Source organism: Rugosimonospora africana, from assembly GCF_016862975.1.
Lineage (GTDB): Bacteria > Actinomycetota > Actinomycetes > Mycobacteriales > Micromonosporaceae > Rugosimonospora > Rugosimonospora africana.
Genome location: NZ_BONZ01000016.1, coordinates 19,851 through 35,767, shown reverse-complemented (window position 1 = coordinate 35,767; position 15,917 = coordinate 19,851). Strand labels below are relative to the sequence as shown.

The window sequence follows — 15,917 nt, the reverse complement described above, 5'->3', positions numbered from 1 at the left end:
CTACCGGCTACTCCTCGAACGCCACGCGCCACCGCGCACCGGTCTGGCCGGGCCGCCGTACCCAGGCGGACAGCAGCGACGCGACTAGCGCCAGGCCGCCGGCCAGGTAGAACGCCGTGTCATAGGTACCAAGGTCGTCGCGGATGAGCCCGGCGCCGGTCGCCGCCACAGCCGCCCCGATCTGGTGCGCGGCGAAGACCCAGCCGAATACCACCGGCCCCGAGTCGCCGAACCGCTCCCGGCACAGGGCGATGGTCGGCGGCACCGTGGCCACCCAGTCCAGGCCGTAGAACAGGATGAAGATGAGCATGCTCGGGTGCGGCGTCGACGCGAACAGGTCCGGCAGCACGAGCAGGGACAGCCCGCGCAGCGCGTAGTAGCAGGCGAGCAGCAGCCGGGAGTCAAACCGGTCGGTCAGCGCCCCGGAGAAGATCGTGCCGACGATGTCGAAGACCCCGACCAGGGCGAGCAGGCCGGCCGCCGTCGTCGTCGGCAGGCCGTGGTCGTGCGCGGCCGGAATGAAGTGGGTACCCACGAGGCCGTTCGTGGTCGCCCCGCAGATGGCGAAGCTGCCGGCGAGCAGCCAGAAGGTGGGTACCCGGCTGGCGTCGCGCAGCGCTGTCAACGCGCGCCGGGCAGGTCCCGCCGATCCCCCCGCCGGAACCGGTGACCCACCCGTCGAGGCGGCTGGCCGGGCGGCGTCCCGCTGCTCCGTGATCCGCGGCCCGGCCGCACCGAGATCGATCTGCGCCATCGCGCCCGGATCCTCGGCCGGCGGCTCGGCACCATAGGGCTCCAAGCCCAGGTCGCGGGGATGATCACGCAACAGCCACAGCGCCAGCGGGGCGACGACCAGAGCGGCCACCGCCACCACCAGAGCCGCGGCCCGCCATCCCGAGTGGCCGACCAGGTAGGCCAGCAGCGGCAGGAAGCAGAGCTGGCCGGCCGCCCCACCCGCGGTCAGCACTCCGGTGACCACCCCGCGATGCCGGACGAACCAGCGGCTGGTCACGGTGGCCACGAACGCGAGCGCCATCGAGCCGGTACCCAGGCCGACCAGGACTCCCCAGCACAGTACGAGCTGCCAGCTCGCCGTCATAAACACGGTCAACCCGCTGCCCGCGGCGACCAGCACCAGTGCCGCGCCGACCACCCGGCGCAGCCCGAAGCGCTCCATCAGCGCCGCGGCGAACGGCGAGGTCAGGCCGTAGAGGATCAGGTTGACCGAGACAGCGAACGAGATGGTCCCCCGGGACCAGCCGAACTCCTGCTGGAGCGGAGTGATCAACACGCCCGGGGTGGCGCGGAATCCGGCTGCCCCGACCGTGGCGACGAGTGCCACGGCGGCCACGGCCCAGGCCCGGTGGATCCGGGTCGCGCGGCGGGGCGGTGCGTCGATGAGGCTCATCCGGGCATCGTCCGGCGACCCGGACGCGGTGGGCGAGAGGGATCTCCGCCAACCTGACCGAGAATCCGGCCACACCGGCACCGGGCCTCCGGGAAGCTTGATCCCGATCTCCGAATGCGCAGGTCAGTCGTTGTCGCGACCGCCACGCGGCGGAGGGGCACCCGCGCCGCGCGGGTCGGACCGGGTAACGGGCGGGGCAGGATAGAGGCGTGACACTGCGCTTCGAGCTTGATCCGGACCTGACCGCCCGGTTGCGCGACGGCATCGTCGCCCTCTGGACGGATGTCAGCAACGCGGGCGGCGCGGTCGGCTTCGCCGGGACCGTCACCGCCGAGGACGTCCGACCCACCGCGACGAAGACCTTCGCCGGGGTGGACGGGCGACACGATCGGCTGCTTGTCGGGTTCGACGGGGACCGACCGGTCGCGATGCTGCTGTTCGTGGACGGGCGGTTCGCGCTGGCCGCACACTGGCGGACGGTCAAGCGGGTGATGGTGCACCCGGACGTGCAGGGGCGCGGGTACGGCGGCGCGCTGATGCGTGAGGCCGAGCGGGTGGCGCGGGAGATCGGCTGGGACGCGCTGCACCTGACCGTACGGGCCGGGCGCGGCACCGAGCGGTTCTACAGCGGGCTCGGGTACAAGGAGGTCGGCCGGCTGCCCGGGGCGCTACGGGTGGCGCCCGGCGACGATCGCGACGAAATCCACATGTGGCTCACCCTGGACTAGGCCCTGTCCTGCCGATCGTTTGCCGGCCTGCGCCGGGCCCAGGCGCCGACCGGCTGCGTTCTCGGATGTCTGGATACAACACCGGTATCCAGACATCCTGCGAGCCTTGCCGCCCGACGCCTGGACTCCGCCTCGGCTCGACAAGATCGACAGGACAGGGCCTAACTAACTTTCTTCAGTCATACCGGCGTGTCTGCACGCAAGCCATGCGACAACCCGACCAAGCGGCTCCAAACGTGATGAAATGAGCTATCCGCCCCAACCAGGCGGGGGCTTCCAGATCACGATCGGTGAGGTCTCTGCCTGCCAGCACCGCAGCACGCCAAGAGAAGGTCGTCATGAGCACCACGGATGCGCCCACCACGCCACGGCGCCCCATGCGGGCCGATGCCCGACGTAACTACGACCGGCTGCTCACCGCGGCCAAGGCAGCATTCACCGAGTACGGCGCCGAGGCGTCTCTCGAAGACATCGCCCGACGCGCCGGCGTCGGAATCGGCACACTGTATCGACATTTCCCAACCCGCCAGACGCTCCTGGAAGCAACGTTCCGTGATCTGCTCGACGCGTTGCAGGACAGAGGGCGGGCACTACTGGCGGACGCCACACCGGCCGAAGCACTCATCGACTGGCTGCACACGCTGATGGACTACGTCTCCCGGTACCGGGGGCTGTCCGAGCTGGTGATGAGCACGATGCGCGATCCGGCATCCGACCTGTACGCGTCCTGCAGCGGGATGCGTGAGGTCGGCGCGCAGCTACTGATCCGCGCCCAGCGGGCCGGAGCGGTACGCGACGACGTCGACGGGGCTGACCTGATCCTGATGGTCAACGGGATCGCCTGGGCCGGCCAGCGCGGCGCACCGGCCACCACCGACCGGGTCGACCAACTGCTGGAGGTCATGATCGGTGGCCTCCGCGACGTCCGTCAGCTGACGGCTCCGCAGAACTAGGTCCTGTCTGCCGGCGGCGGCCGGGCTCGCCCCGAACCGCCGCCGACGACAGGACAGGTCCCGTGCGCGACAGCGTCTGCCCACTTCGCGGTGGGCGGGCGCTGTCGTGGTCTGGAGTCGGAGCGAGCAACCGGCCGGACGTTCGCAGTGGGCAGCTGGCCCGGGCGTCGCAGCACCTCGCCCGAGCGTTCGCGGTGAGTAAATGATCACTCACTGCGTATTCTTGAGCGGTGGGTACCCGGGACACGATCCTCGACGCGGCGCTGCACGTGGTGCGCACCCGCGGGCTGAACAACGCGACCACCAAGGAGATCGCGAGGGCGGCCGGATTCTCGGAGGCGACGCTCTACAAGCACTTCGACGACAAGGAGGAGTTGTTCGTCGAGGTGCTCAGGGCGCGGGTACCGACCATCATGCCGGCGATGAAGGCGCTGCTCGACCAGGCCGGGCAGGACACGGTACGGGACAACCTGCTGCGCGTGGCCCGCGCGGCGGCCGACTTCTACACCGAGAGCTTCCCGATGTTCGCCGCCACGTTCTCTGAGCCGCAGTTGCTGGCCCGGCACCGTGAGGCGCTCGCCGAGCGGAACGTCGGTCCACACCGGGCGGTCGAGGGACTGGCCGAGTACCTCGACAAGGAGCGGGCGCTGGGCCGGGTGTCGGCCGGGGCGGACGCGCCCTCGGTGGCGGCGATGCTGCTTGGTGCGTGCTTCCAGTACGCGTTCCTGGCTCACTTCGCCGGGCGCGAACCCGACCCGGCCGACCTGACATCGTTCTGTGAGTCCATTGTGGACAGCTCGGTACGGGCGCTCTGACGCCGGAGGGGAGCCGGACAGTGTGCCCGGCTCCCCTCCTCCGCCTTCCAGCTGTCAGCTGCAGCCGCTGGTCGAGCCGCATCCCTCGCAGACGTAGCAGCTACCGGCCGGACGCATCTTCGTGCCGCAGGTGAAGCACAGCGGGGCATCGGCAGCCTTGCCCTGCACCAGCTCCAGCAGCTCCGTCGATGAGCCGATCCGGCTCGCCGGCCGGACGTCCGCCCGCACCTCGACCGGCGTGGCGGACCGCTCACCGCCCGCGGCCCCGGCCGACTTCTCGGCGCTGCCGGTCGTGACCGGAGCCGACGCGGCCAGCGCGGTCAGGTCGACCGATTCCTCGCCGCCCGCCCCGGCCGCCTCGGCGCGCAGTTGCGCGGCACGCTCCTCGGCGGTGAAGATGCCCAGCTCGGCCCGGCGGTCGTAGGGCAGGAAGTCCAGCGCCAGCCGGCGGAAGATGTAGTCCATGACCGAGGCGGCCATCCGGATGTCCGGGTCGTCGGTCATGCCAGCCGGCTCGAAGCGCATGTTCGTGAACTTCGAGACGTAGGTCTCCAGCGGCACGCCGTACTGGAGCCCGATCGAGATGGCCACCGAGAACGCGTCCATCACGCCGGCGAGCGTGGAACCCTGCTTGGACATCTTGAGGAAGACCTCGCCCAGGCCGTCATCCGGGTACGAGGAGGCGGTCAGGTAGCCCTCGGCGCCACCGACCGAGAAGGAGACCGTCTCGGACGGGCGCTTCTTCGGCAGCCGCTTGCGTACCGGCCGGTACTCGACAACCTTCTCCACCGTCGCCGGCGCGGTCGCCACGGGAGCCGCGGCCTGCTCGGCGGGCTTCTTCGCCACCGACAGCGGCTGGCCGACCTTGCAGTTGTCCCGGTAGATGGCCAGCGCCTTGAGGCCCAGGTTCCAGCCTTCCAGGTAGATGTGCTCGACCTCTTCGACGGTCGCCGACTCCGGCATGTTGACCGTCTTGGAAATCGCGCCGGAGATGAACGGCTGGACGGCCGCCATCATCCGGACGTGGCCCATCGGCGCGATCGACCGCTCGCCCATCGCGCAGTCGAAGACCGGGTAGTGCTCCGGCTTGAGCCCCGGCGCGTCGATCACGTGACCGTGCTCGGCGATGTGCTCGACGATCGCCTCGACCTGCTCCTCCGGGTACCCGAGGCTGCGCAGCGCCCGCGGCACGGTCTGGTTGACGATCTGCATCGATCCGCCGCCGACGAGCTTCTTGAACTTGACCAGCGCCAGGTCGGGCTCGATGCCGGTGGTGTCGCAGTCCATCATGAGGCCGATGGTGCCGGTCGGCGCGAGTACCGACGCCTGCGAGTTGCGCCAGCCGTTGCGCGCCCCGATCTCGTTGCCCCACCCCCACTGCCGGGCCGCTTCCTCCACCAGCGCCGTGGCGTTGCGCCCGTGCGCGACGACCGCGTCGCTGGCCTCGGCGTGCTTGCGCATGACCCGCTGGTGGGCGGCGGCGTTGCGGGCGTACCCGTCGTACGGGCCGACGACACCGGCCAGCTCGGCCGAGCGGCGGTACGCGGTGCCGGTCATCAGCGAGGAGATCCCGGCCGCGACCGAGCGTCCCTCCTCCGAGTCGTACGGCAGGCCGGACGCCATGAGCAGCGCGCCGATGTTGGCGTACCCGATGCCCAGCTGCCGGTACGCGCGGCTGGTCTCGCCGATCTTCTCGGTCGGGAAGTCGGCGAACGTGATCGAGATGTCCATCGCGGTGATCACGAGCTCGACCGTCTTGACCAGCTTCTCCACCTCGAACGAGCCGTCCGAACGCAGGAACTTCAGCAGGTTCAGCGACGCCAGGTTGCACGAGGAGTTGTCCAGGTGCATGTACTCCGAGCACGGGTTGGACGCGGTGATGCGGCCGCTCTCCGGGCAGGTGTGCCAGTCGTTGATCGTGTCGTCGTACTGGAGGCCGGGGTCGGCACACTCCCAGGCGGCCTGAGCAATCTTGCCGAACAGGTCCCGGGCGTCGACCGTCTCGATCACCCCGCCGTCCAGCCGGCCGCGCAGCGAGAAGCTGCTGCCGTCCCGGACGGCCCGCATGAACTCGCCGGACACCCGTACCGAGTTGTTGGCGTTCTGATACTGGACGCTGACGATGTCGGCGCCGCCCAGGTCCATGTCGAAGCCGGCGTCGCGCAGCGCACGGATCTTGTCTTCCTCGCGTGCCTTGGTGACGACGAACTCTTCGATGTCGGGGTGGTCGACGTCCAGGATGACCATCTTGGCCGCGCGACGGGTCGCGCCGCCCGACTTGATGGTGCCGGCCGAGGCGTCGGCCCCGCGCATGAAGCTGACCGGGCCGGACGCGGTGCCACCGCTGCTCAGCAGCTCACGCGACGAGCGGATGCGGGACAGGTTCACACCCGAACCGGAACCGCCCTTGAAGATCAGCCCCTCCTCCTTGTACCAGTCGAGGATGGAGTCCATCGAGTCATCGACGGCGAGAATGAAGCACGCGGAGACCTGCTGCGGCGAGGCGGTGCCGACGTTGAACCAGACCGGCGAGTTGAAGCTGAACACCTGGTGCAGCAGCATCCAGGTCAGTTCGTGCTCGAACACCTCCGCGTCGGCGGCACTGGCGAAGTAGCCGTGCTCCTCACCGGTCCGGCGGTAGGTGTGCACCACCCGGTCGATCAGCTGGCGCAGGCTCCATTCGCGCTCCGGGGTGCCGATCGCGCCACGGAAGTACTTGGTGGTGACGATGTTGCCCGCGTTGATGCTCCAGAAGTCGGGAAACTCGACGCCGTGCTGCTCAAAGTTGATCGAGCCGTCCCGCCAGTTCGTCATCACGACATCCCGGCGCTCCCAGTTCACCTCGTCGTACGGGTGGACCCCCTCCGTCGTCCACACCCGCTCGACATGCAGCCCACCCGCTGCAGCGCCGGCCTGATCGCCCGTTCCTGATGACGTGCCCACGGCACCCGTCATGCCATCCCCCTCGCCGTCACGGCAAACCACCGTGCTTTCTCAACTATGAAAGTGACTGCTTAGCCGATCGATGCCGGCTGGCGCTCCGACCCGGCTGGCCCCACACCATCCGAGTTCTGCTCCCGCCCGGCGCGCAGAGCCGCGATTTCCCGCTCGAAGTCGCCCAACGAATCGAAAGACCGGTAGACGCTGGCGAACCGGAGATAGGCCACCTCGTCCAGGTCGCGCAGCGGTCCGAGGATGGCCAGGCCGACCTCGTTGCTCGGCACCTCGGCGGCGCCACGGGCCCGGATCGTCTCCTCGACCTTCTGCGCGAGCAGCGCGATCGCGTCCTCGTCCACGGGCCGGCCCTGGCACGCCTTGCGCACGCCCGACATGATCTTGATCCGGCTGAACGGCTCGGTCACCCCGCTGCGCTTGACCACCGCGAGCACGGCCTCCTCGACCGTGGTGAACCGCTTGCCGCACTCCGGGCATGAACGACGCCGCCGGATCAACTGGCCGTCGTCGGCCTCGCGGGAGTCAACGACCCGCGAGTCAGCGTGACGACAATACGGGCAACGCATTCCCCCACCTCCGATCTCGCGCTCTGGTCTTGACGCCCACGGGCACGCCGAAGGACGCCGACAGCGGCATGCGCGGCCGGTCATCCACTCCGAGACTGTGTCGAGCCCTGGGCGCATCATCCACAACCTGTGGATGACTTACACCTATGTGACTACTAGATGTTGTGGTTGAACGTTAGTCCCACCACCAACCACAGCGCAACCCAGACACTCGTATCGTGCGTCTCAGTCGACTTTCCACCAGTTCGGCCGCGGTCGGACCGGCAGCGTGGCAAGATACGTCACCCGCGGACCCGCCGACAGCGCGGCCCCCGTGATCTGCGACCCCCGTGATCCGCGGCCCCTGTGAGCCGCCGCCTGCGGTGATCCGCCCCCTCCGTGATCCGCCACCCTCGGTGATCCGCCGCCCCTCAGCGGTGCGCCGCCCCTTGGCGATGGGCCGGCAGGGTCAGCGTCTGCCCGACCTCGATCCGGTATCCGGGCAGGCGGTTGAGCCGCCGGATCCGCTCGACCGCGCCGATCGGGTCCGGACCGGGCTCGAACCGGGCGGCGATGGACCAGAGCGTGTCGCCGGGCCGGACCACCACCGTCGGCGCGGCACCCGGTGGCGGGGAGGCATCGCCGGCCGGTGCGGCGAGCATCGCGCCGACGCCGGCGAGCAGGAGCAGCAGGGTCAACACGACCACCCGGCCCCGCCTGGTAAGGCGGACGCCCCTGCGTGAGCGGCGCGCCGCATGCCCGATCGTCGCCATGGCGACCCTCCCCGATCGAACGAAAGTTCGATAGAACTCACGTACGATGGTCTACCAGACCGGCACGGCACAAGTCGAGAGAACCGGCACGACACGTCGTACAGATGTTTGAAGTTGTCAGGACATCGGGATACGGTCAGTGCCACGAAAACCCGCCAGAAGTGCCGACAAGGGAGAGACCGACGTGTCGAGCGAGGACCGCACCGCAGCGCGGCGAGGCGCTGACCCCGAACGTCCGGCCGAGGTGCGCGGCCAGGCCGCCCATGAGCGGGCCGCACGTGAGTCGGGGGTGCGTGAGCCGACCTCGCTGGACGCCCGGCGTCGCGCCGGCGGTCGGTCCGAGCGCCGGACTGTCGCGGCGGCTGCCCCGTTGCGCGCCGTCACGTCGATGTCGACCGGCATCCCGGAGGCGCTGTCCGAGGAGCTGACCGCGCGGCAGAAGCGGATCCTCGAATTCATTCGCGGCTGGGTGGAGCACCACGGCTACCCGCCGAGCGTGCGGGAGATCGGCGAGGCGGTCGGGCTGGTGTCCCCGTCCAGCGTCGCCTACCAGCTCAAGGAGCTGGAGAAGAAGGGCTACCTGCGGCGCGACCCCAACCGGCCGCGTGCGGTCGACGTGCGCACGCCGACCGAGCTGAGCGCGGAAGACGAGGCGGCGGAGCGGGCGGCACATCCCGCGCCGGCCTACGTGCCGCTCGTCGGGCGGATCGCCGCCGGTGGGCCGATCCTGGCCGAGCAGTCGATCGAAGACGTCTTCCCGCTGCCCCGTGAGCTGGTCGGCGAGGGCACGCTGTTCCTGCTGCAGGTCAAGGGCAACTCGATGCTCGACGCCGCCATCTGCGATGGCGACTGGGTGGTCGTGCGGCAGCAGCCCACCGCCGACAGCGGCGACATCGTGGCCGCGATGCTGGAGGGCGAGGCGACCGTGAAGACCTACCGGCAGCGCGACGGCCACATCTGGCTGATGCCGCAGAACGACGCGTTCGAGCCGATCCCGGGTGACGACGCGACGATCCTGGGCCGCGTCGTGGCGGTGCTACGCCGCATCTGACGCACGCCAGCCGGGCCGCAGTGCGGCCCGGCTCGGTGCGGCCCTGCTCGGCTCGGCTCGGCTCGGCTCGGCGCCGAGGGTCACTCCTCGGTCAGCCGGCGGAGGTCGTCGAAGCCGTCGTGCTCCTCGGAGTAGCCGCCGGCCCGGCGAGGTGGCGGGGCGTTGTCCCGGGAGCCGCGCCCGGGACGGTGAGAGCGGGCCACTCCACCGGTACGTGGCGGCGGAGGCCCCGGCTGCTGTGCCGGTGGCTCGTACCCACCGCTGGAGTACGTACCCCCGGAGTAACTCCCGCCGGAGTAGGTGCCGCCGCCCGGGCCGCCCCGCTCCCGACCGGAGCCACGGCGGTCACCGCGATCGCCACCGTCCTGATCGCCGCTCTGGTACATGCCGCCGCCCTGGCCGCCGCTGCGGTACGTGCCGCCCGACTGCGGCGGCGCCGTCCGGCCACGCGGCGGAGGGGCCTGCCCCGGTCGGCCACCCGGCGCACCGGGCCGACCGCCCGGATCACCCGGCCGACCACCCTGGTCACCCGGCCGACCGCCCTGGTCACCGGGCCGGCCGCCGCTCCGGGCGTTCGAGTAGCCGTCGTCGGGCGCGCCGCCCCGGGTTCCGCCGTATACCGCCCCGCTGGGCCGGTCCGGGCCGAGCCGCCCGCGCGTCGACGCGCCCACCGGTTCCCTCGGCTGCGCCCATTCGTCGGCGTCCGCCGACCCGGCGTCCTGCCCGACCGGAACCGGACGCTTGCGCGCCCGCCGGATGCCGACCACGCCGCCGATGACCATGAACAGGCCGATGATGCCGACCAGGGACACCAGGAGGGTCAGCTTGGTGGTCGGGCTGAGACTGGCGAACCAGCCCTGCCCACCGCCGCCGCCGGAACCCGACGTGCCTCCGGTCTCGGCCTTCTTCACCGCCACAGGGACGGCCGGGCTGTACCGCAGCATCGTCGTCTGCTGCCCTGAGGGCAGGTTGGAGACCGTCAGGAAGTACTTGCCGTCGTGGCTGTAGGTGATGGCCTCGCCCTGGTCCTCGTTGGGCAGGGGCGTGATCCTGGGGGTACCGGTGGTCAGCGTCTTGGCTATGTCACCGCCGATGACGTCCCACTCGTACGCGTCGGAGAACGTGCGCAGGACGACCTTCTTGCCGTCCGGCGACACGGCACCGCCGGTCACCACCATCCCGCCGGGCGGACCGAGCTTGTTGGCAGTGCCGGTCTTCTGCGGGGTGAACGTGCCCGCCTTCTTCAGCGCGACGCTGTCGCCCGACGGATTGGGTGCAGCGGTCGGGACGTAGATCCCGGCCGGTCCGGTCAGCGGGTGCGTGACGAAGACCGGCGAATTGTCGCTGCCGATGAGCAGCGCGTCGGCGTCGTACGGACCGTCTCCCTGCGGGAACGTGAAGTGGTACAGCGTGCCCTTGGACTTGTTGACCGGTATCTTCCAGAGCCCGATGGTCGGCCGCTCCGGGTTCTGCAGGTCGTCGCCGGTGTCGGCCACCCAGTAGTTCTTGCCGTCGGAACTGAGCTGAATGTCACGCGGATCACGCGCCTCGCCGCTGCCGCCGCTGTAGATGATCGGCGTTGTGCGCTGGCACGACCCGTTCATCTGATAGATGCGCAACGACAGCGCCCCGTTGTTCGGCTTGTCCACCACGGCGTATCCGCTGGCGGTAGCGGTGAGGCCGACCAGCGAGGTGAGCTGCTTGTCCACTTTGCAGACAGCCTGCCCCGGCTTGGCGGGCGGAACCGGGATGGTGGCGGCCGGATCCGGGGCCGCGTATGCGGACGTGAGCGGCAGGAAGACAGCACCTGCCGCCGCGATGACCGCTAGCGCAATACGTCGCATCGGAACAGTCTTACAGAGCGTCGAGCGCTAGGGGGATACCGGATTTAGGCGGATTACTGGGGGTGAGCACCGATCGAGCTTACAGTCACCAGGTAACGCGACAAATCCGCGGCCAGAAGCTCGCTGACGCGTACCCGCATGAACGTGCCCCCGTCGCGGTGCTCGGTCTCCAGAACCTCGCCCCGACGGTGAATCCGGGCAACCAGATCCCCACGGTCGTACGGCAGCAGAACGGACATCTCTACCGCGGGGCGCGGCAGGCGAGCCTCGATGGCCGCCTGGAGCTGCTCGATCCCTCTGCCGGTGCGCGCCGAGACGAACACCGCGTCCGGCCACTCCCGCTTGAGTCGCAGCAGGATCTCCTCGCTGGCCGCGTCCACCTTGTTGACGACCAGCAACTCGGGCAGCTTGTCCGCCCCCACCTCGGCGAGCACCTCGTGGACCGCCCTGACCTGCTCCTCCGGGTCGGGGTGGGCGCCGTCGACCACGTGCACCATCAGGTCGGCCTGGCCGACCTCCTCGAGGGTCGACCGGAACGCCTCGACGAGCTGGTGGGGCAGATGCCGGACAAACCCGACCGTATCCGACAAAGTGTAGATTCGGCCGTCAGAGGTCTGCGCCCGGCGGGTGGTCGGGTCCAGGGTGGCGAACAGCGCGTCCTCCACCAGTACGCCGGCTCCCGTCAGCCGGTTGAGCAGGCTCGACTTGCCGGCGTTGGTGTACCCGGCGATCGCGACGGCCGGTATGGCGTTGCGCAGCCGTCCGGAGCGCTTGGTGTCCCGGATCGTACGCATCGCGCTGATCTCCCGCTTGAGCCGGGAAATCCGGGTACGGATGCGCCGCCGATCGGTCTCCAGCTTGGTCTCACCGGGACCACGCAGGCCCACGCCGCCACCCGCGCCGCCGCCCCGGCCGCTACCACCGGTCTGCCGGGACAGCGCTTCACCCCAACCACGCAGGCGCGGGAGGAAGTACTGCAACTGAGCCAGCTCGACCTGGGCCTTGCCCTCTTTGCTCTTGGCATGTTGGGCGAAGATGTCCAGGATCAGCGCCGTCCGGTCGATGACCTTGACCTTGGTCTGCTGCTCCAGCGTGCGCAGCTGGCCGGGCGACAGCTCACCGTCGCAGATCACCGTGTCGGCGCCGGTCGAGAGGACGACCGAGCGCAGCTCGTCGACCTTTCCGCGACCGATGAACGTGGACGCGTCGGGACGGCCACGCCGCTGGATGAGACCCTCCAGCACCTGGGAACCGGCCGTCTCGGCGAGCGCGGCCAGCTCGGTCAGCGAATTCTCCGCGTCGGCCACGCTGCCCTCGGTCCACACACCGACGAGCACCACGCGTTCGAGCCGCAGTTGCCGGTACTCAACTTCGGTGATATCGGATAATTCGGTCGACAGGCCGACGACCCGGCGGAGCGCGTGCCGCTCCTCAAGTTCAAGGTCGCCGGTGTTGACGTCGACCTCGTCGTCGTAGTCCGGCACGGACGACAGATCGTCGAAGCGGTCCCGGTCGCCCGAGGTGAGTTCATCGGTGAAGAATTCGTCAGTCATGTTGCGACAAGCGTGACACGACCACGGGCTAGCCGCATCAACATTCTTCAGGCGTGCGAGGAACAATACGAGCAGCGGCCTGACAACGCCGTCCGGCCGGCCCGCCCGAGGTCGGCCCCGCGCCGAAAGGATCATCGTGCCCAGCAGAGCCCTGCCCAGCGCCGGCTTCTCCATCACCATCCGGGTCGCGGTCACCGCGGACGCGTCGGCCATCGGCCGGCTCACCACCTGCGTCGGCGAGGCCGGCGCCATCGTGACCGCCCTCGACGTGGTGGACTCGGATCACCTCTCGGTCATCGCCGACCTCACCTGCGACACCGCCGACACGGCTCACGCCGAACACGTCGTCGAGGCGCTGCGCAAGCTGGACGGGGTCGAGGTCCGCAAGGTGTCGGACCGCACGTTCCTCCTGCACCTCGGCGGCAAGATCGAGGTACACCCGAAGGTCGCCCTGCGTACCCGTGACGAGCTTTCCCGCGCGTACACCCCGGGTGTCGCCCGGGTCTGCCTGGCGATCGCGGAGAACCCGGACGACGCTCGGCGGCTGACCATCAAGCGCAACACCATCGCGGTGGTCACGGACGGCTCGGCGGTACTCGGCCTGGGCAACATCGGACCGGCCGCGGCGCTGCCGGTGATGGAGGGCAAGGCCGCGCTGTTCAAGCGGTTCGGCGGGGTGGACGCGTGGCCGGTCGTTCTGGACACGCAGAACACCGAGGAGATCATCAAGATCGTCACCGCGATCGCACCGGCGTACGGCGGGATCAACCTGGAGGACATCGCCGCGCCGCGGTGCTTCGAGATCGAGGCCCGGCTGCGTGAGCGGCTGGACATCCCGGTCTTCCACGACGACCAGCACGGCACGGCCATCGTGGTGCTGGCCGCGTTGACCAACGCGCTGCGCGTGGTGGGCAAGGACCTGTCGAAGGTACGGGTGGTGGTATCCGGCGCGGGAGCCGCGGGTACGGCCATCATCAAGCTCCTGCTGCGCCAGGGGGTCGGCGACGTCATCGCGTACGACCGGGCCGGCGCGCTGCACCGGGGCATGGAGAACATGAGCCCGGCCTGGAAGTGGTTGGCGGACAACACCAACACCGACAACTACTCCGGCGACCTGTCGGGCGCGGTCAACGGCGCCGACGTGTTCATCGGTGTCAGCGCACCCAACCTGCTCACCGGCGACGACGTCGCCACGATGGCCAAGGACGCGATCGTGTTCGCGCTGGCGAACCCCGATCCGGAGGTGGACCCCCGGGAGGCCCGCAAGTACGCCGCGATCGTCGCCACCGGGCGCTCGGACCAGCCAAACCAGATCAACAACGTGCTCGCGTTCCCCGGGGTGTTCCGGGGCATGCTCGACGCTCAGGCGCGGCAGTTCACCGAGGAGATGGCGCTGGCCGCCGCGCGGGCGATCGCCGACACCGTCGGGCAGGACAAGATCAACGCTTCGGTGATCATCCCAAGTGTGTTCGACGCCCGGGTCGCCCCGGCGGTTGCGACCGCGATCAGGGCGGTGGCCAAGGGGCCGATCGCCGATCCGGACGCGCCGGAGCCGTCCGAGATCGACACCTGAGCGCGGCCGGAGCGCGCTCCCGGGCCGGACGGGCTCAGACCAGCGCGTCGCCGGTGGCCACGATCAGCGCCGGACCGGTCAGCAGGCACCGGTCCGGGGCGATCGTGACGGTCAGCCGGCCGCCGGGAAGATCGACCGCGACGGTGCCGGTCTCCCGGCCCGCGGTACGCAGGACGACCGCGGCCACGGCGCAGGCGCCCGTACCGCAGGACAGCGTCTCGGCGGAGCCTCGCTCGTAGACGCGCATCCGGACGTGCAGGTCGGCGTCGGGTACCGGCTCTGCACTGGCCACGAACTCCACGTTCGCCGATTCCGGGAACACGCTGGCGTCCAGGATCGGCGGTTCGGACAGGTCCACCGTGGACACGTCGTCGACCGGGCAGACCAGGTGTGGGTTCCCGACGTCGGCCGAGGTGCCGGCGTAGTCCCGGTCACCGAACCGGGCTACCGACTCGCCGCCCACGGTCGGCTGGGGCATCTCGGCGCTGATCTCACTCGGCCGTACCTCGACGGTCACCAGGCCGGCCCGGGTGGCGATCGGGAACCGGGCCGCGTCGACCAGCCCATAGGAGGTCAGGTACCGGGCGAACACCCGGACGCCGTTGCCGCACATCTCGGCCAGCGACCCGTCGGCGTTGTGGTAGTCCATGAACCACTCGGCGTCCTCGGCGTACCGGACCGCGTCCGGGTGCTTCGCCGAGCGCACCACCCGCAGCACGCCGTCCGCCCCGACCCCGAAGTGCCGAGCGCACAGCGTCGCGACCAGTTGCGGGGTCAGTTCGATCTCGCCGTCCGGATCGGGCAGGACGACGAAGTCGTTGCCTGTGCCGTGGCCCTTCACGAAGTGCATCATCCCATTGTCCCGCTGCCGCCGGCCGTGCGCCCGCCAGCCGGCTCCCAGGCCGCCACCAGGTAACCGACCCCGTAGGGCGCCGCGTCGTACAGCAGCTCGGCGCGCCAGTCGGCGCCCGACGCCGCACCGGCCAGCGCCTGCCACACCGCCCGTCCGGCCACCCCCAGGTCCGCCGCGAGCGACGGGTCCAGCCTCATCAGCCCGTCCAGGTCGGCTCCGGCCAGCGCCCCGGCCGCGGTCGCGTCGAACTTCTCGGCGCGCGGGTCGCCGTACCGGGTCGCCGGATTCTCCCGGTACGCCGACCCGTCGCCCATGACCAGCAGCGCCACCCGGGACCGCCACGGGGCGCACCGGTGCCGGCCGAAGGCCGCGCAGCCGTCCGGCGGTTCCCCGGTCGCGAGGCTGGCCAGCCCCACCGGCACCGGGTCACCCCCGGCCACCGCCGCGGCGGTGGCCGCCGGCTCCATGACCGCGCTCGGGTCCGCCGGGAGCCCAGGCTGCCCGGCCGGCTCGGTGGCGCCGGCCGGTACCGGTACCAGATCAACGCTCCTGGACAGCAGCCACGCACCGACCGTGAGGCTCAGCGGGAGGGCCGGACGGCCGCGCCGCCCCGGTACCACCTCCAGCGGGACGCCCCACGGCGCGAGGGTGCCGTACTCGTCGGGCCGGCGCCAGGCCGTCTCCGGCCCGGTACCCACGATCAGGATCCCATCCGGATCCGCGGCCAAGAGCCGGCCCACGGCCCGGTCACAGACGGCCCGAAGATCATCAAGCTCGGCGGCGGCACCGCCGGCGAGCTCTGGAAGCAGCATCGGCGGAGACGGGCAGACCGCGGCGGCGACTAGTGGCACGGATCAACCGTAACC

13 protein-coding genes are annotated in these 15,917 nt (G+C 70.4%); 5 read left to right on the top strand and 8 right to left on the bottom strand.

Features of this window, described 5'->3' with window-relative positions:
- Positions 1-7: 7 nt before the first annotated feature.
- Positions 8-1,408, bottom strand: coding sequence for an MFS transporter (locus Raf01_RS09710; protein WP_203917439.1), 1,401 nt, complete (start codon positions 1,406-1,408; stop codon positions 8-10).
- A 209-nt stretch (positions 1,409-1,617) separates the two neighbouring features.
- Here Raf01_RS09710 and Raf01_RS09705 point away from each other — a divergent pair, with 209 nt between their 5' ends.
- The 3 genes from Raf01_RS09705 (at position 1,618) to Raf01_RS09695 (ending at position 3,904) form a co-directional block, all read left to right on the top strand.
- Entirely contained in the window at positions 1,618-2,136 is a 519-nt protein-coding gene (locus Raf01_RS09705; RefSeq protein ID WP_203917438.1) for a GNAT family N-acetyltransferase, read from the top strand.
- A 338-nt stretch (positions 2,137-2,474) separates the two neighbouring features.
- Positions 2,475-3,089, top strand: a complete 615-nt coding sequence (locus Raf01_RS09700; RefSeq protein WP_203917437.1) for a TetR/AcrR family transcriptional regulator — start codon at positions 2,475-2,477, stop codon at positions 3,087-3,089.
- A 230-nt stretch (positions 3,090-3,319) separates the two neighbouring features.
- Complete coding sequence (locus Raf01_RS09695; RefSeq protein WP_203917436.1) at positions 3,320-3,904, top strand: TetR/AcrR family transcriptional regulator; 585 nt, start codon at positions 3,320-3,322, stop codon at positions 3,902-3,904.
- Between the two features lie 54 nt (positions 3,905-3,958).
- Here Raf01_RS09695 and Raf01_RS09690 read toward each other — a convergent pair whose 3' ends face one another.
- The 3 genes from Raf01_RS09690 to Raf01_RS09680 form a co-directional block, all read right to left on the bottom strand.
- Positions 3,959-6,859, bottom strand: a complete 2,901-nt coding sequence (locus Raf01_RS09690) for a vitamin B12-dependent ribonucleotide reductase (protein WP_203917435.1) — start codon at positions 6,857-6,859, stop codon at positions 3,959-3,961.
- Positions 6,860-6,918: 59 nt separating this feature from the next.
- Positions 6,919-7,425 (bottom strand): transcriptional regulator NrdR, encoded by a 507-nt coding sequence (nrdR, locus tag Raf01_RS09685; protein ID WP_203917434.1) that lies wholly within the window; start codon positions 7,423-7,425, stop codon positions 6,919-6,921.
- A gap of 410 nt (positions 7,426-7,835) precedes the next feature.
- Positions 7,836-8,177, bottom strand: a complete 342-nt coding sequence (locus Raf01_RS09680) for a LysM peptidoglycan-binding domain-containing protein (RefSeq protein WP_203917433.1) — start codon at positions 8,175-8,177, stop codon at positions 7,836-7,838.
- Positions 8,178-8,421: 244 nt separating this feature from the next.
- On the opposite strand from Raf01_RS09680, the gene lexA reads away from it, so the two are divergent.
- Positions 8,422-9,228 (top strand): transcriptional repressor LexA, encoded by an 807-nt coding sequence (lexA, locus tag Raf01_RS09675; RefSeq protein ID WP_373319514.1) that lies wholly within the window; start codon positions 8,422-8,424, stop codon positions 9,226-9,228.
- Between the two features lie 80 nt (positions 9,229-9,308).
- On the opposite strand, the gene Raf01_RS09670 is transcribed toward lexA, so the two are convergent.
- Positions 9,309-11,072 carry a hypothetical protein gene (locus Raf01_RS09670; protein ID WP_203917432.1) on the bottom strand — a complete coding sequence of 588 codons (1,764 nt, stop codon included), beginning with the start codon at positions 11,070-11,072 and terminating at the stop codon, positions 9,309-9,311.
- Positions 11,073-11,125: 53 nt separating this feature from the next.
- Positions 11,126-12,625 carry a GTPase HflX gene (gene hflX, locus Raf01_RS09665; RefSeq protein WP_203917431.1) on the bottom strand — a complete coding sequence of 500 codons (1,500 nt, stop codon included), beginning with the start codon at positions 12,623-12,625 and terminating at the stop codon, positions 11,126-11,128.
- Positions 12,626-12,761: 136 nt separating this feature from the next.
- Between hflX and Raf01_RS09660 the strand changes: the two genes are divergently transcribed.
- Positions 12,762-14,198: an NAD-dependent malic enzyme gene (locus Raf01_RS09660; protein WP_203917430.1), complete on the top strand. Its 1,437-nt coding sequence runs from the start codon at positions 12,762-12,764 to the stop codon at positions 14,196-14,198.
- A gap of 34 nt (positions 14,199-14,232) precedes the next feature.
- Here the strand turns inward: Raf01_RS09660 and dapF are convergent, their stop codons facing one another.
- Positions 14,233-15,048, bottom strand: a complete 816-nt coding sequence (gene dapF, locus Raf01_RS09655) for a diaminopimelate epimerase (protein WP_203917429.1) — start codon at positions 15,046-15,048, stop codon at positions 14,233-14,235.
- The gene (locus Raf01_RS09650; protein ID WP_203917428.1) at positions 15,048-15,902 is read right to left on the bottom strand and encodes a class III extradiol ring-cleavage dioxygenase family protein; all 855 of its coding nucleotides are present in this window, start codon (positions 15,900-15,902) and stop codon (positions 15,048-15,050) included. The genes dapF and Raf01_RS09650 overlap by 1 nt, the downstream gene beginning before the upstream one ends.
- Positions 15,903-15,917: the final 15 nt, after the last annotated feature.

Bases quoted from the DNA above. Each gene is read 5' to 3' on its own strand.
- Raf01_RS09710 (WP_203917439.1), bottom strand. From the start codon at position 1,408: ATGAGCCTCATCGACGCACCGCCCCGCCGCGCGACCCGGATCCACCGG.
- Raf01_RS09700 (WP_203917437.1), top strand. From the start codon at position 2,475: ATGAGCACCACGGATGCGCCCACCACGCCACGGCGCCCCATGCGGGCC.
- Raf01_RS09690 (WP_203917435.1), bottom strand. From the start codon at position 6,859: ATGACGGGTGCCGTGGGCACGTCATCAGGAACGGGCGATCAGGCCGGC.
- nrdR (WP_203917434.1), bottom strand. From the start codon at position 7,425: ATGCGTTGCCCGTATTGTCGTCACGCTGACTCGCGGGTCGTTGACTCC.
- Raf01_RS09680 (WP_203917433.1), bottom strand. From the start codon at position 8,177: ATGGCGACGATCGGGCATGCGGCGCGCCGCTCACGCAGGGGCGTCCGC.
- Raf01_RS09670 (WP_203917432.1), bottom strand. From the start codon at position 11,072: ATGCGACGTATTGCGCTAGCGGTCATCGCGGCGGCAGGTGCTGTCTTC.
- hflX (WP_203917431.1), bottom strand. From the start codon at position 12,625: ATGACTGACGAATTCTTCACCGATGAACTCACCTCGGGCGACCGGGAC.
- dapF (WP_203917429.1), bottom strand. From the start codon at position 15,048: ATGCACTTCGTGAAGGGCCACGGCACAGGCAACGACTTCGTCGTCCTG.